Source organism: Kineococcus anabasis, assembly GCF_054590795.1.
The window spans coordinates 479,056-504,589 of the sequence record NZ_BAAIHU010000002.1 but is presented as its reverse complement, the minus strand read 5'-3'; the positions used below and the strand labels follow the sequence as shown (position 1 = coordinate 504,589).

Genomic DNA, 25,534 nt, shown 5'->3' with positions numbered 1-25,534 from the left:
GTGCGGGGCCCGCGGTCAGTGCGTACCGTACCGGAGCCACACGTAGTACAAGGTCAGGGCGAGGCCGAGCAGGAGCCCGACGCCGACGAGGACGTCGGTCCCCAGCCAGCGGTCGAGCCCCCAGCCGACGCCCCCGCCCAGCAGGAGGCCGGCCATCAGGTTCGCCGACACGTTCCAGGCCGCCGACTCCTCCAGCCGTCGCCTCCCCGCATCCTCGGGAAGCGGCTGCTCGGGGCTGTCGTCGCTGGTCATCGCGTGTCGAACGGTAGCAGCCGAGCACCTCAGCCCCCCGACCCGGAGGCGCCCGGCGGGGTGTCGTCCCGCCCGGTCGCGAAGACGGGGATGCGCAGCCGCACGAAACCCCGCATCTCGGCGGCGAGCCAGACGACGGCCGTGAGCAGCACCGTGAGCCCGAGGGTCCGGGTGTCCACCCCGGCCACCTGCGTCAGGACGAGCATGGCGATGCCCAGGAGCACGACCTTGCCCGTGTAGACCGCCAGGGCGATGACGAGGAGCATCTGCGGGTTCGTGCGCGCGGCACGGCGCATCACGAGCAGGCGGGCGCCGAAGAAGAGGACGACGATCGCGGCCCCCAGGGCGGCCGAGAGGCCACCGGCCGGACCCCGCCACAACCCCGCCCCCACCGCGCAGAGCGCACCGGCCACGAGCGTCGGGAGCACCGAGCGGCGCAGGAGGACGCCGAACGGGTCCTCGGTCCGCGCACCGGCGGTGTTCTGGCTCATGGGGTCGGCTCCGTCGTCGGCGGGTCGTGGCGATCGGCTCGTCGGCGAGTCCGGGAGCACTGCGGCGTCCCGGCTACTTTGTGAACGCTATCACAAGCTCTTGGCCGGAAGCACACGCCGCCCACCCACCGGATGTCGGCTGTGTCACGTCCCGGGAAACTCCCGCGGCACCGCTCACCGCGCGGGCGTCGTCGGCGAGGACGGGCCGGGCGGCGGGGGCACCGGGGGCGGGCCCACCGGTCGCGCCGTCGGCACCACACCCGCCGGCCCCCCGCCGTCCTGCCCGGCCGCTCCCCCGTCCGGCCCCGCCGGCACGGGGAGCGCCTCCCGCGTCCCGGGCGCGCCGCGCCACCACAGCGGCAGGAACGTCAGCGCCAGCACCAGCGCCGCCGCCCCGAGGGCCACGAGCAGCGTCGTCGCCAGCGGCAGGAACGCCGAGGCCGAGACCCCGAAGCTCAGGGCCGCCGCCCAGGAGTACATGACGAGCACCGCCACCCGGTGGGAGTGCCCCAGCTCCAGGAGCCGGTGGTGCAGGTGCTGCTTGTCCGCGTGCCAGAACGCCCGCCCGGCCCGGGTGCGCCGGATCACCGCCAGCGCCATGTCCCCCAGCGGCACCAGGAGCACCGCGATCGGCAGGACGAGGGGGAAGAACGCCGGCGCGATGCGCTCGCTGGAGACCAGCTCCGGGTCCACCGTGCTCGTGGCGGCGATCGTCGAGGTCGCCAGCAGCAGCCCCAGCAGCATCGAGCCCGAGTCGCCCATGAACACCCGCGCCGGGTTGAAGTTGTGCGGCAGGAACCCCAGGCAGCAGCCGACCGTCGCGGCAGCCACCAGCGTGGCCAGCGAGGAGTAGTCGTCGTGGTTGCCCGTGCGCTGCAGCGCGTAGGAGTAGCCGAAGAACGCCACCGCCCCGATGCCCACGATGCCCGTCGCCAGGCCGTCGAGGCCGTCCACGAAGTTCACCGCGTTGATCGTCACGACCACGCCGAGCACGGTGAACAGCATCATCACCTCGCTCGACAGCAGCGTCACCCCGCCCACCGGCAGCGACAGCAGCCGCACGCCCTGCCAGCCCATGACGCCCGCGGCGAGCACCTGCCCCGCCAGCTTCGTCACCGCGTCGAGCTCCACGACGTCGTCGATCACGCCCACGGCGCACACGATCGCCGCGCCGACGAGCACCCACAGCGGCCCCGGCTGCGCGTCGAACACCCGGCCCAGGAACGGGGTGCGGCTCGCCACCAGGAGGGAGGCGGCCAGCCCCAGGAACATCGCCACCCCGCCCATGCGCGGGATCGGCACGCTGTGCACGTCCCGGTCCCGCACCGGCGTCATCGCCCCCACGCGCTGGGCGCAGCGGCGGACCAGGGGCGTGCTCAGGTACGTGACGGCCGCGGCCACCGCGAGGACGAGCAGGTAGGCCCTCACCCCGCGTTCTCCTCTGCGGCCTCCTCCGCGGCCTCCCCCGCGTCCTGCGCCGCCTCCCGCTCCGGGTCCACGTCCTCCGGCTCCAGCCAGCCGTCCGGCACCGCGCGGCGCATCTCCTCCTCGCCCAGCGCACCGAGGCGCACCACCCGCAGCACACCGGCGGTGGCGTCGACAATCGAGGACGCCTGCCCGTGCTCGGAGGGGCCGGAGTCCAGGTAGACGGAGACGGAGTCGCCGAGCTGCTCCTGCGCCTCCTCCCCCGTCGTCGCCGCCGGCCGGCCGGAGAGGTTCGCGCTGGAGACCGCCATCGGGCCGGTCCGGCTCAGCAGGTCCAGCGCCACCGGGTGCAGCGGCATCCGGATCGCGACCGTGCCGTTCGTGTCCCCCAGGTCCCACGTCAGCGACGGCTGCGCGCGGCAGATGACGGTCAGCGGGCCGGGCCAGAACGCGTCCACCAGCTCCCGCACCGCGAACGGCACGGCCGTGGCCAGCCCGTCCAGGGTCCGCACGTCCGGCACCAGCACCGGCGGGGGCATCGAGCGGCCCCGGCCCTTGGCGTCGAGGAGCCGCTGCACGGCCGTCGGGGAGAACGCGTCCGCGCCGATGCCGTACACGGTGTCGGTGGGCAGGACCACGAGCTCACCGCGCTGCACGGCGCTGTGCGCGGCGCTGAGCCCGCGGCGGCGCGCGTCCGGATCGGTGCAGTCGTAGCGTGGCTTCACACGCCGAAGTCTGGCACTGCCCCCGGCGCCCGCCCCGCCTCCGCCCCCGCGCGCCGGGCCGACGTCGCCCGCGGCCGCCCCGTGAGGTCCCGGTGCCCCTGCACCGCCGTCCACGCCGGCCCCGCCAGCATCCTGCGCGCGGCGTCCTCCTGGACCTCCGCGTGCTCCACGACGAGGAAGCCCCCCGGGCGCAGCAGCCGCGCCGCGGTCGCCACGACGCGTCGCGGCACCGCCAGCCCGTCCTCCCCGCCCCCGTACAGGGCCAGCTCGGGGTCGTGGTCGCGCACCTCCTGCTCCAGCGGCACAGCACCGGGCGGCACGTACGGGGGGTTGCTCACCACCACGTCCACCGCGCCGTCCAGGTCGCCGAAGGCGCTCGCGGCGTTCCCCAGCCGCAGGTCCACCGCGGGGGCGAGGGCGTCGACGTTGCGCCGGGCCCACGCGTGCGCCATCGGGTCCAGCTCCACCGCGTGCACCCGCGCGCCCGGCACCTCCACGGCCACGGCCACGGCGATGGCCCCCGAGCCGGTGCACAGGTCCACCACGACCGGCGCCGGCCCGGCCCGGTGCGCGGCCTCGACGGCGAGGCCGGCCACGACCTCGGTCTCCGGGCGCGGGACGAACACCCCCGGTCCCACCGCCAGCTCCACCCCGCGGAAGGGCGCGCGTCCCGTCAGGTGCTGCAGGGGGATGCGCGCGGTGCGTTGCTCCACGAGGGCGGCGAACCGCTCCGCGGCACCGTCGGGCGCGGCCTCGCCCAGCGCCAGGAGCACCCGCAGCCGGCCCGGCTCGACGGACAGCGCGTGGGCCAGGAGCACCTCGGCGTCCGCGCGGGGGCTCGGCACCCCGGCGTCCTGCAGGGCGGTGGTGGCCGCGGCGAGCAGGTCGCGCAGGGAGGTGGGTCTCACCCTCCCGAGCCTGCCAGGTCCCGCCTCCTCCCCCGGCCGGGCCCGGGGGTGCGCGGTCAGGACGCCAGCACCACCAGCACGGCACCGGAGACCAGGGCGCCGAAGCAGGCCCCGGCCCAGCGCGTTCCCCGGCGCCGGTGCGGCCACGACGCGCCGGGCCAGCGCGCCGCGAGCAGCGCGCACCCGGCGGCGGTGAGCAGCACCGAGCCGAGCCACGCCGCCGGTGGCACCACCTGCCACACCCCCACCGCGCGCGTCAGGGCCAGCACGGCGAGGGCGGACAGGACCGTCGTGGCGATCCGCAGCCGGTCCGGGACCTGCGAGGGCCTGCGCGCCCGGCGGCGCAGCGCGAGCAGCAGCGGGGACAGGGGCGCCACCACGAGCAGGGCGAGCGTGGCGAGCACGGTGGGCCGCGCCCACGACGGCTCCGCCGCGGCCGGGACCTGCACGCCGAGCAGGCGCAGCGCCACGGTCTGCGTCGAGGTCTCCGCGGGCGCGACGACCGCGACGGAGCGCCCCGAGGCGAGGTCCACCGCGACCGAGGAGGCGGCCCCGCCGACCGTGCCGTTGTTGAGGAGGACCTCCCGGTCGCCCAGGCGGGCGGTGTACCAGCCCCAGCCGGTGCGCATCTCCTGCTGGTCCGTGGGGTGCCGCGCGCCCACCGCGTCCTGGCCCGGGGCGCTCCCGGCGGCCACCGCCCGCGCCAGCCGGCCGAGGTCCTCCGCCGTGGACCACACACCCGTTCCGGCCGGGGCGCTGCCCGCCGACAGCCACGGATCGGCCGGCAGCCCCTGCGCGCTGAGCTGGTGCGCGCGCCCGGCGGGCAGCGGTTGCGGCGTGGCGGTGGTGGCCTCCATCCCGAGAGGTCCCGTGATGCGGGTGCGCAGCAGCTGCGGGTAGTCCGTCCCGGCGCGGCGGGCCAGCGCCCAGCCGAGCAGCGCGGAGCCGAGGTTGGAGTAGGCGTACTCCCCGCGCTGCCCGCGCAGGCGCGTACCGGCGGCCGCGTCCAGCAGGGAGGCGGGGGTGTGCCCGGCGTACGGGTTGCCCCGGGTGTAGCGGGCCAGCAGGCCGCGGGCGAGCGTCGCCTCGTCCAGGCGGGGCAGGCCGGAGCGGTGGGAGGCCAGCTCCTCGAGCGTGGTGCGCGCCAGCTCCGGCGGGAGGTCCTCGTCGGGGTGGATCTCCCCGAGGGTGGTCGCCGGCGTGACCTCGCCGCGGCGGACGGCGTCGGCGAGGAGCATCCCGGTGAGGGACTTGGTCACCGAGCCGATCTCCTGCGGCGTGGTCGCGGTCATCGCGCGCTGCCGGCCGGGCCGGGGGTCGGCGTCGCCCACCGCGGCGCTGGTGGTGCGGCCGCGGTCGGTGCGGGAGGCCGCCACCCCCGGGGCACCGACCCCCTGCGCGGCGGCGCGCAGCTCGCGGGCCAGGACCTGCTCGCCGCTCGCGGCGGGGGAGAGCCGGGGCGGCAGGGGCAGCCAGAGCGCGCAGAGCGCGGTGGCGAGCACGGCGACGACGACGGCCGCGACCAGGGCGCGACGGCCGGGTGGGTCGAGGTGGACGACGGGCGGGGCCGTCGCGGCGCGGGGGGAGGTGCGGGTGGCGGTCACGGGATCACCTCGGTCCGGCGATGGCGAGCAGGGTCAGGAGCGGGACGACGCGGGCGGCGGGCACGGCGTAGCTGCCGCGGGCGGAGGCCTCCAGCCAGCCGGCGGCGACGAGCTGGCGCAGGTGGTGGTAGAGCTGCCCGCTGGTGCCGAGGCCCTCGGACAGCTCCGGGACGGTGCGCTGCCCGGCCAGGACCTTGGCCAGCAGGCCGAGGCGCACCGGGTGGGCGAGGGCGGAGAGGGCCGGCGCGGTGGCGGTGAGGTCGGCGCCGAGCACGTCGGCGGTCACGACGGTCTCCTGCCACAGGTAGGACTCCCCCGTCGGCAGCTCCACGGCGCCGGTGAACAGCACCTGCGAGCGCCCCTCGGCGCGCCGGCGCAGCTCGTTCAGCGCCCAGAACTCCTCGCGCGCCAGCGGGGAGGAGGTGTCCGCCACCCGGGCCTCCAGGGCGGCCAGCCGCTTCTCCACCAGCTCCCATCGTTCCTCGTCCATGCGTAGAGACTACGGAAGTTCGTAGTTCGCACAAGAGGGACGTAGAAACGCCAGGGGGCGGGGACGTTCCGCGTCACGACACCGGCGTGTCGCGCGCAGGACGCCCCCGCCCCGGGGGGTGCGGAGGGCGAGCCGGGAGAAGGCTCGGGAGAGGGGGTCAGGCGGGGGTGGCGAGCTGGGCGGCCTCGTCGGCGTCCACGCAGGACTGGATGACGGGGTCGAGGTCCCCGGCGAGCACCTGGTCGAGGTTGTACGCCTTGTAACCGGTGCGGTGGTCGGCGATGCGGTTCTCGCCGAAGTTGTACGTCCGGATGCGCTCGGAGCGGTCCACCGTCCGCACCTGCGAGCGCCGCGCCTGGGACGCCTCGGCGTCGGCGGCCTCCTGCGCCGCGGCGTGCAGCCGGGCGCGCAGGATGCGCAGCGCCTGCTCGCGGTTCTGCAGTTGGGACTTCTCGTTCTGGCAGGAGACGACGATCCCGGTGGGCAGGTGCGTCAGGCGCACCGCGGAGTCCGTCGTGTTGACGCTCTGCCCGCCGGGGCCGGAGGAGCGGAAGACGTCCACCCGCAGGTCGCCCGGGTCGATCTGCACCTCCACCTCCTCGGCCTCGGGCAGCACGAGGACGCCCGCGGCGGAGGTGTGGATCCGGCCCTGCGACTCGGTCACGGGCACCCGCTGCACCCGGTGCACGCCGCCCTCGTACTTCAGCCGCGACCACACGCCGCCGGAGCGGGACTTCACCGCCACGGAGACGTCCTTGTAGCCGCCGAGGTCGCTGTCGGTGGCGTCGAGGACCTCCGTCTGCCAGCCCTGGCGCTCCGCGTAGCGCAGGTACATGCGCAGCAGGTCGCCGGCGAAGAGCGCGGACTCCTCCCCGCCCTCCCCCGCCTTGATCTCCAGGATGACGTCGCGGGCGTCGTCGGGGTCCCTGGGCAGCAGCTGCCTGCGCAGCACCTCCTCGGCGGCGGCCGCCGCGGCCAGCAGCTGCGGCAGCTCCGCCGCGAACGACTCGTCGACCTCGGCCAGCTCGCGGGCGGCCTCCGCGTCGTCGACGGCGCGGCGCCAGGCGGCGTGGGCCTCGACCACCGTGCTCAGCTCCGCGTAGCGCCGGCCCAGGGCCCGTGCCCGCGCCTGGTCCGCGTGGACCTCCGGGTCGGCCAGCCGACGCTCCAGGTCGGCGTGCTCGGACAGCAGCGGTCGCACCGACTCGAACACCAGACGCCTCCTGTGGCTCGCTGTGGCCCCGCGGGGGGACCCTGACCCGGGCCCGGTGCCGGACGGCTCCGGGACGGCGAACGGCGCCGGTCCCCCGCGGGGGACCGGCGCCNCCGGCGCCGTCCGGTGCGACTAGTTGGCGGCCTTCTTGGCGTACCGCGCCTGGAAGCGGGCGATGCGGCCACCGGTGTCGAGGATCTTCTGCTTGCCCGTGTAGAACGGGTGGCAGGCGCTGCAGACGTCGGCCTTGATCTCCTTGTTCGACGTGCTGCGCGTCGTGAACGAGTTGCCGCAGGTGCAGGTCACCTGGGTCTCGTGGTACTCGGGGTGGATCGCGTTCTTCACGGTGTGCTCCTCCGCTCGTGGCGCCCCGGATCGCGCCGCCGGTGGGTGGGCGCGGGAGACGGGGCAGGCGTCGTCCCAGTCTGGCACAGCACGGGACGCCTCCCCGACAACCGCGGGGGCGGTGGGGTTCTTCCCACCGCCCCCGCGGTGTGCCGGGGACCGCCGGGCCGGCTCAGGCGTCGTCGCCGCCCTGGCCGACGGACGGCGTCGTCTTCTGGATGGTCATGAGGAACTCGAGGTTGTTCCGCGTCTTCTTCAGCCGGTCGAGCATCAGCTCGATGGCCTGCTGCGGGTCCAGGGCGGTGACGACCCGGCGCAGCTTCCAGACGATCTGGAGCTCCTCGCGGCTCATGAGGATCTCCTCGCGGCGCGTGCCCGAGGCCGGGACGTCCACCGCGGGGAAGATGCGCTTGTCCGCGAGCTGCCGCGACAGGCGCAGTTCCATGTTCCCGGTGCCCTTGAACTCCTCGAAGATGACCTCGTCGGCCTTGGAGCCGGTGTCCACCAGCGCCGTGGCGAGGATCGTCAGGGAGCCGCCGTTCTCGATGTTGCGGGCGGCGCCGAAGAAGCGCTTGGGCGGGTACAGCGCGCTGGAGTCCACACCACCGGACATGATCCGGCCGCTGGCGGGGGCCGCCAGGTTGTAGGCGCGGCCCAGGCGGGTGATGGAGTCCAGCAGCACGACCACGTCGTTGCCGAGCTCGACGAGGCGCTTGGCGCGCTCGATCGCCAGCTCCGCGACGGTGGTGTGGTCGTCGGCGGGCCGGTCGAAGGTGGAGGCGATGACCTCCCCCTTGACCGTGCGCTGCATGTCCGTGACCTCCTCCGGACGCTCGTCGACGAGGACGACCATGAGGTGGCACTCGGGGTTGTTCGTGGTGATGGCGTTGGCGATGGCCTGCAGGACCATCGTCTTGCCGGCCTTGGGCGGGGAGACGATGAGACCGCGCTGGCCCTTCCCGATGGGCGACATCAGGTCGATGATCCGCGTGGTGAGCACGTTGTGCTCGGTCTCCAGGCGCAGGCGGTCCTGCGGGTACAGCGGCGTGAGCTTGTTGAAGTCCGGGCGGCGGCGCGCGTCGTCGGGCGAGGCGCCGTTGACGGAGTCGACGCGCACGAGCGCGTTGAACTTCGCGCGCTGGTTCTGCTGCTCGTTGTCGCGGGGCTGGCGCACCGCGCCGGTCACGGCGTCGCCCTTGCGCAGGCCGTGCTTCTTCACCTGGCCGAGGGAGACGTACACGTCGTTCGCACCGGGCAGGTAGCCGGAGGTGCGCACGAAGGCGTAGTTGTCCAGGACGTCGAGGATGCCCGCGACGGGCAGCAGGACGTCGTCCTCGCCGATCTCCGGCTCGGTCTCGGGTGCGCCCTCGGGACGCCCGCCGCGGCGCTGCTTGCGGTCGCGGTAGCGGCTGCGGCGCCCGCGGCGCCCGCCCTCGTCGTCGTCCGGGACGCCGCGGTCGGGCCCGCGGTCCGCGGCAGCGGCGCGGTCCAGCCCGCCGCGGTCGGCCCCACCGCGCTCGGTGCGGTCCTGGCGGGCCTCGCCGCGGTCGGCGCGGGGCTCGCGCTCGCCGCGCGGCTCGCGGTCCGGGCGGTCGGCGCGGGGCTCGCGGTCGCCGCCCTCGCGCGGCTCGACGACGGGCAGCTGCTGCTGCAGGTCGCCGGCACCCTCCCGGGCGCCGTCGCGGGCGCCGTCGCGGTTGCGCTCACCGCGGCGGCTGCGCTCGCGGCGGGAGGGCCGCTCGCCCTCGGTGCGCACGGGCCGGTCCCCGACGAGGCTCTCCAGCGTCGGCACGACGGGCGCCTCCCCACCGGCGCGGCGCTCGTCCTGCTCGGTGCGCACCACCGGGGGCAGCTCGATGGTGACGGCCGGGTCGGCCGAGCCGTTGCGCGCGGCCGCCGGTGCGGCGACCTCCTCGCGGGCGGCGGGCACGTCCGGCCGCGGGGCCTCCACGGCGGGCGCGGCGGCCTCCTCACGGGGCGCCTCGACCACGGGAGCGCTCGCAGGCGCCTCGGCGGCACCCGCGGGCGCCGTGGCACGACGGCCGGAGCGCGGGGCCGGGGCGCCCGCGGCACCCGGCAGCGCGGCCTGGTGCTCGCGGATGGCGCTGAGCAGGTCGACCTTGCGCATGCGCCCGGTGCCGCTGATGCCGAGCTGGGAGGCGAGCTCCTGCAGCTGGGGCAGGCGCAGGGCGGACAGGTTGCCGGAGCGCGGGGCGGCCTCGGCCGCGAGGGCGGCGCCGTCGGCGGCGTCCGTCGCAGCGGTGTCGGTGCTGTTGGTCACGAAGGTCCTTCCCCCTCGTCAGCGACGGGCCACCGGATCAGCCAGGTCGCGATGTCTGCCCGTGGGACGGGCAGGTGATGGAAGAGCCACGGGTGCGGGAAGTGCACAGATGCGTGGCTGCGTACCGTGTCTGCGGACGACGACGGGGCGGGACATCAGAACTCCGGCGTCCGGATCGGACACCCGGGGCCGAGCGTCCATCGACGCCACGTCCGCTGCGGTACGTCGCCAATGTAACACCCGGAGGCCCCGGCACGGTCCCCCCTACCCCCAACGGACGCCCGACGTGTCGACGTCGAGGTCGAGGCGGCGCCAGCCGCGGGCGGCCTCCACCACCTGCGCCCGCTCCGGCCCGCGTGCCAGCACCAGCACGCTGGGGCCCGCACCGGAGACCACCGCGGGCAGCCCCCGCTGCCGCAGCGCCGCCAGCAGCGCCGCGGTCGCGGGCATCGCCGGGGCGCGCTGGGCCTGGTGCAGGCGCTCGTCGGTCGCCTCGAACAGCAGCTCCGGCGCGGCGGTGAGGGCGTGCACGAGCAGGCCGGCCCGACCGGCGGTGAAGGCGGCGTCGCGGTGGTCCACCACCGGCGGCAGCAGCGCCCGGGCGCGGGAGGTGGCCAGCTCCTCGGCCGGGACGAGCAGCACCGGGCGCACGTCGGGGTGCACGTCCAGGCGGGCGGCGCGCGCGGCTCCCGGCGTCTGCGCGCACGGGCCCGACGCGGTGCACCAGGCGACGGTGAAGCCGCCGAGCACCGCGGGCGCGGCGTTGTCCGGGTGCCCCTCCAGCCGCGCCGCCTCGGCCAGCACCCGCTGCCGCACGACGTCGGCGGAGCCGTCGCCGAGCCCCGCCGCGGCGAGCAGCGCCCGTGCCGCCGCGACCCCGGAGACCACCGCCGCCGCGGAGCTGCCCAGCCCTCGGCCGTGCGGGATGTCGTTGCGGCACAGCACCTTCAGCCCCGGGATGGCCACACCGGCGGCCGCCAGCTCCGCGAGCACCGTGCGCACCACGAGGTGCTCGGCGGTCAGCGGCACCGACCCGGCGCCCTCCCCCTCGACCACCACGTCCAGCCCGGCGGGCACCACCTCCACCCGCAGCCGGTCGTACAGGCCCAGGGCCAGGCCGAAGGAGTCGAAGCCGGGGCCCAGGTTGGCGCTGGTGGCCGGGACCGTGACGTCGACGGCCACGCCGGGGGGCAGGACGGCCCCCGGGAGCGCCGAGGTGCGCTCGGCGGCGCCGGGCGTGGTCGTCACGACAGCTCGAGGCCGAGCGCGCGGGCGATGGTCACCGCGTCCGGCTGCACCCGCACCGGCTCCACGGCGCGGCGCTGCCCGTCCTCGGCGCCGGCCAGCTCCAGCGCCCACTGCGGGTCCTTCAGGCCGTGCCCGGTGACCGTGATGACGATGCGCTGCCCGGGGTCGACCTCACCGGCCTCGGTGGCGGCCAGCAGACCGGCCACCCCCGCGGCCGATGCCGGCTCGACGAAGACGCCCTCCCGGGAGGACAGCCAGCGGTGCGCGGCGAGGATCTGCTCGTCGGTGACGGCGTCGATGCGCCCGCCGGAGTCGTCGCGCGCGGCCACGGCCGTGGCCCAGGACGCGGGGTGGCCGATGCGGATGGCGGTCGCGATCGTCTCCGGCTCGTCGACGGGGTGCCCCTTGACGAACGGGGCGGCGCCGGCGGCCTGGAAGCCCCACATGCGGGGCCGGCGCGTGGCGGTGCCGTCGGCGGCGTACTCGGAGTAGCCCTTCCAGTAGGCGCTGATGTTGCCGGCGTTGCCCACGGGCAGGCAGTGGACGTCCGGGGCGTCGCCGAGGACGTCGACGACCTCGAACGCGCCGGTCTTCTGCCCCTCGATGCGGAACGGGTTCACCGAGTTCACCAGCTCCACCGGGTACGCCTCGGCGAGCTTGCGGGCCTGGGTGAGGCAGTCGTCGAAGTTGCCGTCGACCTGCAGCAGCGTCGCGCCGTGGGCGATGGCCTGGCTGAGCTTGCCCAGGGCGATCTTGCCGTCGGGCACGAGGACGGCGCAGCGCATCCCCGCGGCGGTGGCGTACGCCGCGGCGGAGGCGGAGGTGTTGCCGGTGGAGGCGCAGATGACGGCCTCCGCGCCGCGCTCCCTGGCCGCGGAGATGGCCATCGTCATGCCGCGGTCCTTGAAGGAGCCCGTGGGGTTGCAGCCCTCGACCTTCAGCCACACCTCGCAGCCGGTGCGCTCCGACAGGTGCCGCGCCGGCACCAGGGGGGTGCCGCCCTCCCCGAGGGACACCACCGGGGTGGCGTCCGTGACGGGCAGCCGGTCGCGGTACTCCTCGATCAGGCCCCGCCACACGTGCGCCCTGCTGCCGCTCACCGGTCGTCCCCTCCCTCGACCCGCAGCACGCCCGCCACGGAGTCCACGATGTCCAGTTCCGCCAGGTCGTCGACCGTGGCCGACAGCGCCGCGTCCGTCGCGGCGTGCGTCACCACCACGAGCACCGCCCGGCCGGAGTCGTCCTGCCGCTGCTGCACGGTCTCGATGGAGACGCCGCGCTGCGCGAACACCCCTGCCACCTGCGCCAGCACGCCCGGCCGGTCGGTGACGTCGAGGCGCACGTGGTAGCGGGTGACGACCTCGCTCATGGGCAGCAGGGGCAGGTCCGCGTAGGCGGACTCCCCCGGCCCGCGCCCACCGGTGACCCGGTGCCGCGCGACGGCCACCACGTCGCCCAGGACGGCGCTCGCGGTGGGCCGCCCGCCCGCGCCGGGGCCGTAGAACATCAGCTGCCCCGCGGCCTCGGCCTCGACGTAGACGGCGTTGTACGCCTCCCGCACGCCCGCCAGGGGGTGCGTCAGCGGCAGCATCGCCGGGTGCACCCGCACGGAGACCGACTCGCCCTCGGGTCCCGGGACCCGCTCGCAGATCGCGAGGAGCTTCACGACGCAGCCCTGCTGCTGGGCGGCGCGCACGTCGGCGGCGCTGACGTCGGTGATGCCCTCGCGGTGCACGTCGCCACCGCCGACGCGGGTGTGGAAGGCCAGGGAGGCCAGGATCGCGGCCTTGGCGGCGGCGTCGAAGCCCTCCACGTCCGCGGTGGGGTCGGCCTCGGCGTACCCGAGGGCCTGCGCCTGCTCCACCGCCTCGGTGAAGCCCGCCCCGGTGGTGTGCATCTTGTCCAGCACGTAGTTCGTGGTGCCGTTGACGATGCCGAGCACGCGCGTGACGCGGTCCCCGGCGAGGGAGTCCCGCAGCGGCCGCAGCAGCGGGATCGCCCCGGCCACCGACGCCTCGTAGTAGAGGTCCACGCCCTGTTTGGCGGCGGTCTCGAACAGGGTCGGGCCGTCGGCGGCGAGCAGCGCCTTGTTGGCCGTGACGACCGCGGCGCCGTGCTCCATCGCGCGCAGGATCAGCGAGCGCGCGGGCTCCAGGCCGCCGATGACCTCCACGACGACGTCGGCGCGCTCCACGAGGGACTCCGCGTCCGTCGTGAGCAGGGCGGGGTCCACCCCGAGGTCACCGCGGTCCCGGCCCAGCCGGCGCACCGCGATGCCCGTCAGCTCCAGCGGGGCGCCGACGCGGGCGGTGAGCTCGTCGGCCTGGCTCGTGAGCAGGCGGGCCACCTCCGTGCCCACGACCCCGCATCCCAGCAGCGCGACCTTCACCGGTTCCACCTGTACGTCCTCTCGTCCCCGAACCCAACCTGCACCCACCGCCGCCGCGCGCTGTGCGCCCGGCGCTCCCCCGCCCCCGCCGGCTCAGCCGACGTCGAGGGCGAAGAGGTCCTCGACCGTCTCACGGCGCAGCAGCAGGCGGGCGGCGCCGTCCCTGACCGCCACGACCGGCGGGCGCGGGACGTGGTTGTAGTTGCTCGCCATGCTGCGGCAGTACGCCCCCGTGCCGGGCACCGCGAGGAGGTCCCCGGGGCCGACGTCGGAGGGCAGGAACTCGTCCTTGACGACGACGTCGCCGCTCTCGCAGTGCTTGCCGACGACCCGGGAGAGCACCGGGGAGGCGCCGGAGGCGCGGTCGGCCAGCGTCGCGGAGTAGTCGGCGTCGTAGAGGGCGGTGCGGATGTTGTCGCTCATCCCGCCGTCGACGGAGACGTAGCGCCGCTGCGCGCCGCCGTCCAGCTCCACGTCCTTGACGTTGCCGACCTCGTAGAGGGTGAAGGTGCTGGGCCCGGCGATGGCGCGGCCGGGCTCGACGGACACCTTCGGGCAGTCGATGCCCTCGGCGCGGCACTCGCGGGCCACGATGCCCGCCAGGTGGGCGGCGAGCTCGGCGGGGGCCAGGGGGTCGTGCTCGGAGGTGTAGGCGATGCCGAAGCCGCCGCCGAGGTCGACCTCGGGCACCTCCGCGCCGTGCTCGCGGCGGACCTTCGCGGTCAGGCCCAGGATGCGGCGGGCCGCGACCTCGAAGCCGCCCGTGTCGAAGATCTGCGAGCCGATGTGGCTGTGGAAGCCGAGCAGCCGCAGCTCGGGCCGGCGCAGGACCGCCGCGGCGGCCTCCTCCGCACGCCCCGAGGCCAGGGACAGGCCGAACTTCTGGTCCTCGTGGGCGGTGGCGATGTAGGAGTGGGTGTGCGCCTCCACCCCGACGGTGACGCGCAGCATGACGGCCGCGGTGGTGCCGAGCTCCGCGGCGAGGTCGGCGACGACGTCGACGTCGCGCAGGTTGTCCAGCACGATGCGCCCGATCCCGGCCGCCAGGGCCTCCCGCAGCTCCGCGCGGGAGCGGTTGTTGCCGTGGAAGACCATGCGCTGCGCGGGCATCCCGCCGCGCAGGCCGGCGGCGAGCTCCCCGCCGCTGGCCACGTCGAGGTTCAGCCCGTCCTCCGCGAGCCAGCGCGCGACGCCGGTGCACAGGAACGCCTTGCCCGCGTAGTACACGTCCGCGCCGCCGCACAGGTCCGCGAAGGCGCCCGCGAAGGCGTCGCGGTAGGCCGTGGCGCGGCCCCGGAAGTCGGCCTCGTCCAGGACGAAGGCGGGGGTGCCGAACCCGGCGGCGATCTCGCGCACGTCGACACCGCCCACGCGCAGGGCGCCGTCCCCGCCGCGGGTGACGGTGCGGGCCCACAGGGCGGGCAGCAGCTCGTCGACGTCGGCGGGCGGGCGCAGCCAGGCGGGCACGACGGCGACGGTGGCGTAGCCGGGCGAGTGCATCGCGCCGCCCTCGTGGGTGTGCGCCATCACATCCGCTCCGGGGCGGAGACGCCGAGCAGGTCCAGGCCGGCCGCGAGCACGGTGCGGGTGGCGTCGTTGAGCCACAGCCGGGTGCGGTGGGTGTCGGTGACGTCCTCCTCCGCGCGCGGGGTGACGCGGCAGGTGTCGTACCACTTGTGGTACCTGCCGGCGAGCTCCTCCAGGTAGCGCGCGACGCGGTGCGGCTCCCGCAGCTGCGCGGCCCGGGCGACGACGGCGGGGAACTCCCCCAGCGCCGCGAGGAGCACGGCCTCGGTCTCGTCGGTGAGCAGCGCCGGGTCGAAGGCGTCCTCGCGGCGCACCCCGGCCTGCTCGGCGTTGCGGCCCACGTTGACGGTGCGGGCGTGGGCGTACTGCACGTAGAAGACGGGGTTGTCGTTGCTGCGCCGCACGAGCAGGTCGAGGTCGATGTCGATCATCGAGTCGACGGAGGAGCGGGCCAGGGAGTAGCGGGCGGCGTCCACGCCGACGGCCTCGACGAGGTCCTCCATCGCGACGACGGTGCCGGCCCGCTTGCTCATCCGCAGCGGCTTGCCGTCGCGCAGCAGGCGCACCATCTGGCCGATGAGGATCTCCAGGTTGCGCCCCGGCTCGTCCCCGAAGGCCGCGCACATCGCCATCATCCGGGCGACGTAGCCGTGGTGGTCCGCGCCGAGCATGATGACGGCCCGGTCGAAACCGCGCTCGCGCTTGTCGAGGTAGTACGCCAGGTCCCCGGAGATGTAGGCCGGCTGGCCGTCGCCCTTGATGACGACGCGGTCCTTGTCGTCCCCGAAGTCGGTGGTGCGCAACCAGATCGCACCGTCGGCCTCGTAGATGCGGCCGAGGTCCCGCAACCGCTGGACGGCGCGCTGGACCGCGCCGGAGGTGTGCAGGGAGTCCTCGTGGAACCACACGTCGAAGTGGACGCCGAAGTCCGCCAGGCTCTGCCGGATCTCCGTGAACATCAGCTCCACGCCCTCGCGGCGGAAGACCTCCTGCTGCTCGGCGCGCGGCAGGTCCCTCGTGCCGGGCGCCGCCGCGAGGACCGCCGAGGCGATCTCGGCGATGTAGGCGCCGCCGTAGCCGTCCTCGGGGGTCGGCTCGCCGTGCGCGGCGGCCAGCAGGGAGCGGGCGAAGCGGTCGATCTGGGCGCCGTGGTCGTTGAAGTAGTACTCGCAGGTGACCTCGGCGCCGGAGGCGCGCAGCAGGCGGGCCAGGGAGTCGCCCACCGCGGCCCAGCGGGTGCCGCCGATGTGGATGGGCCCGGTGGGGTTGGCGGAGACGAACTCCAGGTTGATCCGCTCGCCCGCGGCGGCGTCGCCGTGCCCGTACGCCGCGCCGGCCTCCACGATGGCGCGCGCGAGCTGACCGGCGGAGGCGGCCTCCAGGGTGACGTTGAGGAAGCCGGGACCGGCGATGTCCGCGGACCTCACCCCGGGCACCTGCGCCAGGCGGGCGGCGAGGGCCCCGGCGACCTGCCGGGGCGGCACCCCGGCCTTCTTCGCGAGCTGCAGGGCGACGCTGGTGGCCCAGTCGCCGTGGTCGCGGTTCTTCGGGCGCTCCACGCGGACCTCGGCCGGGACGTCGGCGGGGTCGAGGGTCAGCTCACCGGCCGCGACGGCGGCGGTGAGGCAGTCCTTCAGGGCGGCGGAGAGCTCGGCGGGTGTCACATCCCGAGCCTACCGGCGGGCCGGGGCGCCCCCGGCGGTCCGCACGGGTGCCCGCCGGGCGGGGTCCGGGAGATCCCGCGGTCGGGGGAACCCGCGCGGGGCACGCGCCGGACGCTGGTAGGGTTCCCTCGTCGCTGGCCCCCGTAGCTCAGCGGATAGAGCATCGGCCTCCGGAGCCGTGTGCGCAGGTTCGAGTCCTGCCGGGGGCACACCTTCCTCCTCCGCAGCCCTCCTCCGGGCCCTCCTCGCACGCTCCCCGCGGTCTCCGGCGTCGACACCGTCGTCCTCGCGCCGCCGGACGGAGCCCCGCCCGGCCGGGCCCGCCGGCTCCCGCGCGCCGCCGCGCGGGCCGCGGGGCACGCACTAGCGTGGCAGCCACCGCCCGCGAGGGAAGGACCCGCCGTGGACCAGACCGTCGCCCCAGCCCCCGCCACAGCCCCCGCTGCGAGCCCCGCGCCCGAGCGGGAGGTGCTGACCTGGGCGGAGTTCGGCTCCGCCGGCCGCGACCTCGCCACCGTCATCGCCGCCGACGGCTACCGGCCCGACGTGCTGCTCGGCATCGCCCGCGGCGGGCTGCCGCTGACGGCGTCGCTGGCCTACTCCCTCGGCGTGAAGAAGGTCGCCACCGTCAACGTGGAGTTCTACACGGGGGTCGACACCCGGCTGCCCGAGCCGGTCCTGCTGCCCCCGGCGCTGGACCCGGCCGGGCTGGCCGGTCTCGACGTGCTCGTCGTGGACGACGTGGCCGACACCGGGCGGACCCTGCTCGTCGTCGCGGACATGGTGCGCCGCTGGGGCGCGCGCCCGCGCACGGCGGTCGTCTACGAGAAGCCGGGCTCGCGCGTGCGGCCGGACTACGCCTGGCGCAGGACGGAGCGCTGGGTGGAGTACCCCTGGTCCGCCGAGCCGGAGGTGCGCTACCCGCCGGGCACGTGACGCCCCACGTGGACGGGCGGGGCCGGTGGGGTGCTCAGCGCCGGGGGTTGAGCCGCCGGGTGGGCGCGGCGGCCTGCGGGTCCTCGGGCCAGGGGTGGCGCGGGTAGCGGCCCCGCAGCTCCGCCCGCACCTGCCGGTAGGCGCCCCGCCAGAACGAGTCGAGGTCGCCCGTGACCGCCACCGGCCGCCCCGCCGGGGACAGCAGGTGGACCACGACGGCGACGCGGCCGTCCACCACGCGCGGGCCCTGCGCCCAGCCGAACGCCTCCTGCAGCTTCAGCGCCAGCACCGGTGGGCCGGGGTCGGCGCAGTCCGCGGAGTACTCCAGCCGCACCCGGCTGCCGCTGGGCACCTCCACCCGCTCCGGGACCAGCTCGTCGAGGCGGCCCGCCGCCGGCCACGGCAGCAGCCGCCGCAGGGCACCGGCCACGTCCACGCGCCGCAGGTCCGCCGCCGAGCGCACCGCGGCCAGCTCCTCCGCCAGCCACTCCTCCACCGCCGCCAGCAGCGCCGCGTCCGAGACCTCGGGCCACGGATCGCCCAGAGCCTTGCGGCACAACGCCATCCGCCGGCGCAGCAGGTCCGCGCCCGCCGTCCACGGCAGCACCGCCAGGCCGCGCCCGCGCAGCTCCCGCGCCACCGCCGCGCGCACCGCGGCCGCGGGCGGGTCCGGCAGCGGCCGGGAGCGCAGCTCCAGCGCGCCGAGCCGCTCCACCCGCCGCGCCCGCACGCCGTCCTCCCAGCGCACCTCGTCCCCGGTGCGCAGCGCGGCGGCGGCGACCACGCGGGCGGTGTCCTCGTCCAGGGGTGCCGCGGCGCGCACCCGCGCGTCGGCGCGCCCCTCGGGCCGGTCGGCCACCGCCACCGCCAGCCACGGCGCGCCCGTCCACGCCGAGCCGGGCGACAGGCGCGCACCGGTGCCGCCGACCGTGGCGTAGCCGTCCCCGCCGCCCGGCCGCCGCCGGGCGATCCGCTCGGGGTGGGCCAGGGCGACGACCGTCCCGGCGGCGAGGTCGTCCGGCACCGGTGCGCGCCCCGGGCCCGCCGCCGGCCGCGCCCGTCCCGGCAGGGCGGCCCGCAGGCGGCGCACCTCCTCCCGCCAGGCCCCCGCCCCCGGCCCGCCGCGCCGCAGCGCGCGCCAGGCCGCGACGAGGTCGTCGCCCGGCGGCAGGACGCCGTCGGCGGACAGCAGCGCCACGACCTCCGCGGCGGCCCGCTCCCCCACCAGGCCCGCCCCGTCCACCAGCGCGCGGCCCAGGCGCGGGTGCACGCCCAGCCCTGCCAGCACCCGGCCCGCGGCCGTCGGCGCGCCGGAGCCGTCGAGGGCGCCCAGGCCCCGCAGCACCTCCGTCGCCGCGAGCAGCGCGCCGGCCGGTGGGGCGTCCGGCAGCGCCAGGCCCTGCCCGCCCGGGGCGCCCCAGCACGCCGCGGCCAGGGCGAAGGCGGCCAGGTCGGCGGTGGCGATCTCCGGCAGGGGGTGCGCGGTGAGCAGGTCGTGCTCGGCGCGGGACCAGCAGCGCAGCACCGTGCCCGGGCCCTCGCGCGCGGCCCGGCCGGCGCGCTGCTCCGCGGCGGCGCGGGAGACCCGCACGGTGTCCAGGCCGGCCAGGCCGCGGGCGTGGTCGGTGCGGGGCAGGCGGGCCAGCCCGGCGTCCACGACGACGCGCACCCCGGGGACGGTGAGGCTGGACTCGGCGAGCGAGGTGGACAGCACCACCCGGCGCCGCGGTCCCGGGCGCAGCGCCGCGTCCTGCGCCTCGCCCGGCATCCGGCCGTGCAGGGGCAGCACGTCGGCGCCGGATCCGGCCAGCTCCCGCTGCACGGCGGCGATCTCCCCCGCCCCGGGCAGGAAGACGAGGACGTCCCCGGCGAGCCCGGCCAGGCACGAGCGCACCACGTCCGCGACGTGCCGCAGCAGGGCCGGGTCCACGCGCAGCCCCTGCGGCGGTGCCACCGGGCGCGCGGGCGGCACCCAGCGCACGTCGAGCGGGTGCACCGGCACGCTCGCCGTCACCACCCGCGAGGTGCCGAGCAGGTCCGCGACGCGCCCGGCCTCGGCGGTGGCGGAGGTGGCGAGCAGGCGCAGGTCCGGGCGCAGCACGGAGCGCACGTCGACGGCGAAGGCCAGGGCCAGGTCGGCGTCGAGGTGGCGCTCGTGGACCTCGTCGAGCACGACGGCCGCGACCCCGGGCAGCTCCGGGTCCCGCTGCAGGCGCCGCAGCAGCACCCCGGTCGTCACGACCTCGACGCGGGTGGCGGCGCTGCGGCGGGAGTCCCCGCGCACCGAGTAGCCGACGCGCCCGCCGACGTCCTCCCCGAGCAGGGCGGCCATCCGCCGCGCCGCGGCCCGGGCGGCGACGCGGCGCGGCTCGGCGACCACGACGGCGCCCGCCACCGCCCCGGCCAGGGCCAGCGGGACGAGGGTCGTCTTGCCCGTGCCCGGCGGCGCGACCAGGACGGCGGCGCCGTCGGCGGCGAGGGCGCCGAGCAGGTCCGGCAGCACGGCCCGCACCGGCAGGTCGGTCCCGGGACCCTCAGGCAGCACACCGGGAGTGTGCCGCAGGGGAGCCGCGGCGCGGGTCTCACCCGTCCGGCCCGACCCGGTCCCCCACCCGCACCCGTCACCCGCGCCGCGGCGTGGTGCGTCCGGGTGGCGGGACCGCGGCAGGCTTCCGGCGGCCCGAGCCGGGCACACATCCTGGGTGGGCGCCGCGCGCTGCGGCGCCGCGCCCGCCACCGCGGCCCGCGCCCCGACGTGCGGAGGACCCCGTGGACGAGATGGACCAGCGCCTCGGCGCCGCGGCGCTGCTGGCGCCGGCCGCCGGCCTGGTGGCCGCCCTCGCGGTCACCGCCGCCGCCGGCCTGGGTGCCGGCGCCCTCACCGCCCTGCTGGCCCTGGGCGCGTGGGGCCTGCTGCGGCGGCTGCGGCTGGCCGCGCGGCGCCTCGACGAGGCCCTCGCGACCGCCGCTGCCGACCCCGCCCGGGTGGTCGACCTGACCACCCCGCGGCACGAGGCCGCCTGAGCAGCGCCTGACGCGGCAGGGGCCCCGGCGCTGCGCGACCCTCAGGGCAGCGCCAGCAGGGTGACCGCCGCGCCCGCGGCCACCAGCCCCACGACCTGCCGGCGCACCAGCCGCTCGGCCAGCACCACGCGCGCCAGCAGCACCGTCGCCGCCGGGTACAGCGCCACCACGACCGCCACCACCGCCAGCTCCCCCTGTCGCGCGGCGAGCAGGAACGCCAGGTTCGCCGCCGCGTCCAGCACCCCCGCGCCCGCCGCCAGCGCCAGTGCCCGGCCCCGGGCGGCACCCGGCGCGCGGCGCCCCAGGACCTGCCCGAGCAGCACCGCCAGCACGAGCACCGTCGCCACCGCCCGGCCCACCACCAGGGGCGCCAGGCCGCTGTCGTGCGGCGCGGCGTCCAGCGTCACGAACTGCACCGCGATCGCCGTGCCGGCCGCCACGGCCGTCAGCAGCGCGGCCCGGCCCGGCCCGTCCCCGCTCCCGCCGGGCCCGGCGCTCACCAGCACCACCGCCGCCACCGCGGCCGCCACCCCGGCCCCGTCCAGCGGGGACAGCCGCTCCCCCGCAGCCAGCCCCACCGCGACCGGCAGGGCGGCCGAGACCACCGCCGTCACCGGCGAGAGCACGCTCATCGGGCCCAGGGCCAGGCAGCGGTACAGCAGCGCGAACGACGCCGCCGACGCCACCCCCGAGGCGGCCCCCCAGGCCAGCACGGCAGGGTCCCAGCGCGCACCCAGCACCGGCAGCAGCAGCAGCACCCCCAGCAGGCTCGCCGGGGCGGCGGCGGCCACCACCCGCAGCACCGGCACCGAGCGCGCCGCCACGCCGCCCGCGAAGTCCGCCAGGCCGTAGGCGAGGGAGCTCACCAAGGCCAGCAGGAGCGCGGTCACCGGGACGCGGACGGGGCGGGGCGGCTCACCCCCGCATCCTCCCAGCCCCGCGCCCCCGCACCGGCGGCACCGCCCTCACACCCGCAGCGCCCCCAGCGCCCGCCCCAGCTCGGCACCCGGCACCGGCCGCGCGAAGTGGAACCCCTGCCCGTAGTCGCACCCCGCCGCCACCAGGTGCTCGCACTGCGCGGTGCTCTCCACCCCCTCCGCCACCACGACGTGGCCCATCGCGTGGGCCAGGTCGATCACCGAGGAGACGACGCGGCGGTCCTGCTCGTCGGAGTCGATGTCGCGGATGAGCCGCCGGTCCAGCTTCACCTCGTCCACCGGCAGCTGCTGCAGCCACTGCAGCGAGGACGCCCCCACCCCGAAGTCGTCCAGGGCGACGTGCACCCCCAGCCCCCGCAGCCGCAGCAGCGCCTCGCGCGTGCGCCGCAGGTCGCCCGGGGACCTGGACTCGCTGACCTCCACGACGAGGCGCCGGGGGTTCAGGCCGCTGCGGTCGAGGATGTCGTGCAACCGCTCCACGAGCATCGGGTCCCCGAGCTGGCGCGCCGCCAGGTTCACCTGCACCAGGGGCGGGGTCCCGTCGGGCAGCACCAGCGTGCGGGCCTCCGCGCACACCCGGCGCAGCACCCACTCGCCGATCTCCACGATCAGGTTCGACTCCTCCGCCACGTCGAGGAAGTCCGGCGGCGCCAGCAGTCCCCGCTCGGGGTGCCGCCAGCGCAGCAGCGCCTCGACGCCGGCCACCCGCCCCGTGCGCAGGTCCACCTTCGGCTGGTACAGCACGCACAGGGAGCCGTCGTGCAGCGAGGAGCGCAGCCCGCTCTCCAGGTCGGCCCGGCGGTTGATCTGCTCCTGCAGGCGCCCGTCGAACACCGCCACGGAGTTCTTGCCGCGCCGCTTGGCCAGGTACAGCGCCGAGTCCGCCTCGCGCAGCAGGTCGTCGGTGGTGGTGGGCGGGCGCGTCGCCAGGGTCAGGCCCAGCGAGAGGCGCACCTGCACCTCCGCGCCCCCCACGCGGTACCCGCCGGCGCACTCGGCGAGGACCCGCCGCGCGATCGCCACGACGTCCCGCGCGGTGGCGACGTCGGTCGGCACGACGACGAACTCGTCCCCGGCGAAACGCGCGACGAGGTCCTCCGGCCGCAGGGCGTGCCGCAGCCGCCGCGCCAGCTGGCGCAGCAGGTCGTCGCCCGCGGCGTGGCCGAGGTGGTCGTTGACCCACTTGAAGTCGTCGAGGTCGCAGAACAGCACGGCCACCGGCACCCCGTGGCGGGACAGCCTCGCCACCGCGCCCTCCAGGTGCTCCTGCAGCATGCGGCGGTTCGCCAGGCCCGTCAGGGGGTCGTGCATCACCTGGTGCGCCAGCTGCCGCTCCGCGCGCTGCCGCTCGGCGACCTGCGCGCGCAGCTCCCGGTTCTCCGCCGCCAGCTGCTCGACGGCCCCGGCCAGCTCCCCGGTGCGCTCGGCGACGCGCCGCTCCATGTCCTGCTGCGCCGCGAGCCGGCGCCGGCGCGCCAGGGCGGCCTCCAGACCCGTCGAGACCGACGCGGCCAGGGTCTCGTGGAGCCACCCGGCCTGCGGGCCCGGGGCGGGGCCGGCCAGCAGGTGGCCGTGGCGGACCCCCGCGAAGTGCAGGGGCAGCAGCACCTGCGGTGCCGTGCCGAGCGACCGCCACACCGGCGCCGGCACCAGCTCGCGCACCCCGAACACCGGCGGCTCCTGGGCGCCGGGGGCAGCGGTGAGCAGCCGCGCCGCAACGTCCGGCGGGGCCGCGGAGGCGGTGTCGTGGACGACGAGGTGGGCGGTGCGCAGGCCCAGGGGCGCCAGCTCGGCGGCGAGGACCGCGGCGACCCCTTCGGGCGTGCCGGCGGTGACGAGGCGGTGCTCGGCCTCGTGGACCCGGCGGCTGCGCCGCTCCAGCGTGCGGTCCCCGCCCTGGACGGCGACCGGCTCGGGGCAGCCGCAGGAGCCGAGGCGGAGCACCTCGCAGGGCAGCAGCTCCTCCGCGGGCGCGGGTGCTCCCGCCAGCATCCCGGCGAGCAGCTCGACACCGCGTCGCCCCGCCGCGCCGGCGGGCGGGCGCGTGGTGGTCAGGCCGGTGGCGCGGGGTCCCTGCGCGCCCCCGGCGGGGTCCTCGCCGCGGCAGGGGTCCGCCGCACCGGTGACGGCGAGGTCCTCCGGTACGCGCAGCCCCAGCGCGGCGGCCACCTGCAGCACCACCCCCGCGAGGCGGTCACCGGCCGCCATGACGGCGTCGGGACGGGCGGGAGAGGCGAGAAGGGCGTGCAGCCACCGCCGCAGCCGCGGGGAGGCCGGGTCCGGGCCGGGCAGGACGGGGCCGGTGAGCACGGGGTCCCGCGGCAAGCCGTGCGCCGCGACGGCGTCGAGGTAGCCCCGGTGCCGCCCGGCCGCCACGGGGTCGCTGGCGGGGCCGCGCACGAAGGCGATGCGGCGCAGGCCGTGGCCGCGGGCGAGGTGCCCGGCCAGCTCCCGACTGCCCCCGCGCTCGTCCGCGCCCAGGTGCACCGCCCCGGGGAGCGGCTCGCCCACGCTCACCACGGGCACCCCGGTGAGCCGGTGCGCCCAACGGCGCACCATCGCCGGTCCGCAGCGCGCCCGCAGCTGCGGCGTCCGCAGGAGGTAGGCGTCGACGGGCCCTGCGGCCGCGTGGGGGCGCCGCTCCCGCAGCGGCGGGGCGACGAGGTCGAAGACGTCGTTGGCGACGGCGCACGGATCGTCCGCACCCTCCGGCGCGAGCTCCGAGCCGACCACGGCGAGCAGGCCCACGCCGAGGCGGGCGGCGGCCCCGGCCGCGCCGAGCCATTGCTCCTCCTCGGGTGCGCCGCGCAGGTGGGCGGTCAGCAGCGCGATGCGCGGTGCCCGGACGTGCGGCACCACCGCATCGCGATCCATCAACTCATGGTAGCTGAGCGTTCACTCGCAGTCACAAGTCGACCCGCGGTGGCCCCCACCCCTGCCGGCCGGTTCAATGCCACCGCCGCCGGGGCCGCCGCCCGGCCCGCCCGCCGGAGCGCGATCCGGCCCGCCGAACCCCCGAGGAGCCCCGATGCCCCCGTCCCGACCGCATCCCTGGCCCACCCGGGCGCTCGGGCGCAGCGGCCTGCGCGTCTCCACCTTCGGCTTCGGCGCCGGCCCCCTCGGCGGGCTGTTCGACCCTGTCGGGGAGGACGAGGCCCTCGCCGCGCTCCAGAGCGCCTGGGACGCCGGCGTGCGCTACTTCGACGTCGCACCGCACTACGGCGCGGGCCTGGCCGAGCAGCGCCTCGGCACCTTCCTCGCCGGCAGGCCGCGCGACGAGTACGTCGTCTCCACCAAGGTCGGCCGGCTCCTCGTCGACGACACCGACCTCGACCCCGGGCGGCTGCAGGAGGGCTTCCGCGGCGGCCTCGCCAAGCGCCGCGTCTGGGACTTCAGCGCCGACGGGGTCCGGCGCAGCCTGGAGGACAGCCTCCGGCGCCTCGGCCTCGACCGCGTGGACGTCCTCTTCGCCCACGACCCGCACGGGCGCGAGGAGGAGGTCCTCGCCACCGGGCTGCCCGAGCTGGCACGGCTGCGCGAGGAGGGCGTGGTCTCGGCCGTCGGCGCCGGGGTCGACGACGTCGGGATGCTCACCCGCTTCGCCCGCACCGGCCTGGCCGACGTCCTGCTCGTGCCCGGCCGCTGGACCCTGCTGGACCGCACCGCCGGGGAGGAGCTGCTGCCGGAGTGCGTCGAGCGGGGCATCGGCGTCGTCGTGGGCGGGGCGCTGAACTCCGGGGTCCTCGCCGACCCCTCCCCCGGCGCCCGCTTCGACTACGCCCCCGCCTCCGGGGAGGTCCTCGCGCTGGCCCGCCGGCAGCAGGAGGTCTGCGCGCGGCACGGCTGCACGCTGCTGCGCGCCGCCCTGCAGTTCCCCCTGCGCCACCCCGCCGTGGCGTCCGTCCTCGTCGGCATGCGCGACGCCGCGGAGGCGCAGGCCGCCGCGGCCGACCTCGGCGCGCAGGTGCCGGCGGAGCTCTGGGAGGAGCTGGAGCCGCTGGCGCTGCGCGGGGTCCCCGCCTCCTGACGCGACGGAGGGCGGGACCGCGACCGCGGCCCCGCCCTCCGTCCTGG

Annotated in this window: 21 protein-coding genes and 1 tRNA gene; 4 read left to right on the top strand and 18 right to left on the bottom strand. The window is 77.2% G+C overall.

Annotated features, from left to right (window positions below; all coding sequences use genetic code 11):
• Nucleotides 1-15: 15 nt before the first annotated feature.
• The 15 genes from ACYQBY_RS05740 to argS form a co-directional block, all read right to left on the bottom strand.
• Entirely contained in the window at nt 16-252 is a 237-nt protein-coding gene (locus ACYQBY_RS05740; RefSeq protein ID WP_459642861.1) for an AtpZ/AtpI family protein, read from the bottom strand.
• Between the two features lie 29 nt (nt 253-281).
• Complete coding sequence (locus ACYQBY_RS05735) at nt 282-743, bottom strand: hypothetical protein (protein ID WP_459642860.1); 462 nt, start codon at nt 741-743, stop codon at nt 282-284.
• Nucleotides 744-917: 174 nt separating this feature from the next.
• Nucleotides 918-2,171, bottom strand: coding sequence for an MraY family glycosyltransferase (locus ACYQBY_RS05730; RefSeq protein WP_459642859.1), 1,254 nt, complete (start codon nt 2,169-2,171; stop codon nt 918-920).
• Nucleotides 2,168-2,893: an L-threonylcarbamoyladenylate synthase gene (locus ACYQBY_RS05725; RefSeq protein ID WP_459642858.1), complete on the bottom strand. Its 726-nt coding sequence runs from the start codon at nt 2,891-2,893 to the stop codon at nt 2,168-2,170. The genes ACYQBY_RS05730 and ACYQBY_RS05725 overlap by 4 nt, the downstream gene beginning before the upstream one ends.
• Nucleotides 2,890-3,801: a peptide chain release factor N(5)-glutamine methyltransferase gene (gene prmC, locus ACYQBY_RS05720; protein WP_459642857.1), complete on the bottom strand. Its 912-nt coding sequence runs from the start codon at nt 3,799-3,801 to the stop codon at nt 2,890-2,892. Before prmC ends, ACYQBY_RS05725 begins: the two co-directional genes overlap by 4 nt.
• A 56-nt stretch (nt 3,802-3,857) precedes the next feature.
• Complete coding sequence (locus ACYQBY_RS05715) at nt 3,858-5,405, bottom strand: serine hydrolase domain-containing protein (RefSeq protein WP_459642856.1); 1,548 nt, start codon at nt 5,403-5,405, stop codon at nt 3,858-3,860.
• A 4-nt stretch (nt 5,406-5,409) separates the two neighbouring features.
• Nucleotides 5,410-5,895, bottom strand: coding sequence for an ArsR/SmtB family transcription factor (locus tag ACYQBY_RS05710; RefSeq protein ID WP_459642855.1), 486 nt, complete (start codon nt 5,893-5,895; stop codon nt 5,410-5,412).
• Between the two features lie 157 nt (nt 5,896-6,052).
• On the bottom strand, nt 6,053-7,108 hold the full coding sequence (prfA, locus tag ACYQBY_RS05705; RefSeq protein WP_459642854.1) for a peptide chain release factor 1: 1,056 nt from the start codon (nt 7,106-7,108) through the stop codon (nt 6,053-6,055).
• A gap of 132 nt (nt 7,109-7,240) precedes the next feature.
• Nucleotides 7,241-7,453 carry a 50S ribosomal protein L31 gene (gene rpmE, locus ACYQBY_RS05700; RefSeq protein ID WP_459642853.1) on the bottom strand — a complete coding sequence of 71 codons (213 nt, stop codon included), beginning with the start codon at nt 7,451-7,453 and terminating at the stop codon, nt 7,241-7,243.
• Between the two features lie 172 nt (nt 7,454-7,625).
• Nucleotides 7,626-9,734 (bottom strand): transcription termination factor Rho, encoded by a 2,109-nt coding sequence (rho, locus tag ACYQBY_RS05695; RefSeq protein ID WP_459642852.1) that lies wholly within the window; start codon nt 9,732-9,734, stop codon nt 7,626-7,628.
• A 264-nt stretch (nt 9,735-9,998) separates the two neighbouring features.
• Nucleotides 9,999-10,982, bottom strand: a complete 984-nt coding sequence (gene thrB, locus ACYQBY_RS05690) for a homoserine kinase (protein WP_459642851.1) — start codon at nt 10,980-10,982, stop codon at nt 9,999-10,001.
• Nucleotides 10,979-12,082: a threonine synthase gene (gene thrC, locus ACYQBY_RS05685; protein WP_459642850.1), complete on the bottom strand. Its 1,104-nt coding sequence runs from the start codon at nt 12,080-12,082 to the stop codon at nt 10,979-10,981. The genes thrB and thrC overlap by 4 nt, the downstream gene beginning before the upstream one ends.
• Entirely contained in the window at nt 12,079-13,380 is a 1,302-nt protein-coding gene (locus ACYQBY_RS05680) for a homoserine dehydrogenase (RefSeq protein WP_459642849.1), read from the bottom strand. The genes thrC and ACYQBY_RS05680 overlap by 4 nt, the downstream gene beginning before the upstream one ends.
• 84 nt (nt 13,381-13,464) lie before the next feature.
• Nucleotides 13,465-14,898, bottom strand: a complete 1,434-nt coding sequence (gene lysA / locus ACYQBY_RS05675; protein WP_459642848.1) for a diaminopimelate decarboxylase — start codon at nt 14,896-14,898, stop codon at nt 13,465-13,467.
• The gene (gene argS / locus ACYQBY_RS05670; protein WP_459642847.1) at nt 14,898-16,562 is read right to left on the bottom strand and encodes an arginine--tRNA ligase; all 1,665 of its coding nucleotides are present in this window, start codon (nt 16,560-16,562) and stop codon (nt 14,898-14,900) included. The genes lysA and argS overlap by 1 nt, the downstream gene beginning before the upstream one ends.
• 137 nt (nt 16,563-16,699) lie before the next feature.
• On the opposite strand from argS, the gene ACYQBY_RS05665 reads away from it, so the two are divergent.
• Nucleotides 16,700-16,771, top strand: a tRNA-Arg gene (locus ACYQBY_RS05665).
• 193 nt (nt 16,772-16,964) lie between these two features.
• Complete coding sequence (locus ACYQBY_RS05660; RefSeq protein ID WP_459642846.1) at nt 16,965-17,498, top strand: phosphoribosyltransferase; 534 nt, start codon at nt 16,965-16,967, stop codon at nt 17,496-17,498.
• A 34-nt stretch (nt 17,499-17,532) separates the two neighbouring features.
• Here the strand turns inward: ACYQBY_RS05660 and hrpB are convergent, their stop codons facing one another.
• Entirely contained in the window at nt 17,533-20,043 is a 2,511-nt protein-coding gene (gene hrpB / locus ACYQBY_RS05655; protein ID WP_459642845.1) for an ATP-dependent helicase HrpB, read from the bottom strand.
• Nucleotides 20,044-20,267: 224 nt separating this feature from the next.
• On the opposite strand from hrpB, the gene ACYQBY_RS05650 reads away from it, so the two are divergent.
• Nucleotides 20,268-20,522, top strand: coding sequence for a hypothetical protein (locus ACYQBY_RS05650; RefSeq protein WP_459642844.1), 255 nt, complete (start codon nt 20,268-20,270; stop codon nt 20,520-20,522).
• A 41-nt stretch (nt 20,523-20,563) separates the two neighbouring features.
• On the opposite strand, the gene ACYQBY_RS05645 is transcribed toward ACYQBY_RS05650, so the two are convergent.
• Both ACYQBY_RS05645 and ACYQBY_RS05640 read right to left on the bottom strand, forming a co-directional pair.
• On the bottom strand, nt 20,564-21,412 hold the full coding sequence (locus ACYQBY_RS05645; RefSeq protein ID WP_459642843.1) for an EamA family transporter: 849 nt from the start codon (nt 21,410-21,412) through the stop codon (nt 20,564-20,566).
• 75 nt (nt 21,413-21,487) lie between these two features.
• A complete protein-coding gene (locus tag ACYQBY_RS05640) occupies nt 21,488-24,334 on the bottom strand; it encodes an EAL domain-containing protein (protein WP_459642842.1) in 2,847 nt (948 codons plus the stop codon).
• Between the two features lie 154 nt (nt 24,335-24,488).
• Between ACYQBY_RS05640 and ACYQBY_RS05635 the strand changes: the two genes are divergently transcribed.
• Nucleotides 24,489-25,487 (top strand): aldo/keto reductase, encoded by a 999-nt coding sequence (locus ACYQBY_RS05635; protein ID WP_459642841.1) that lies wholly within the window; start codon nt 24,489-24,491, stop codon nt 25,485-25,487.
• Nucleotides 25,488-25,534: the final 47 nt, after the last annotated feature.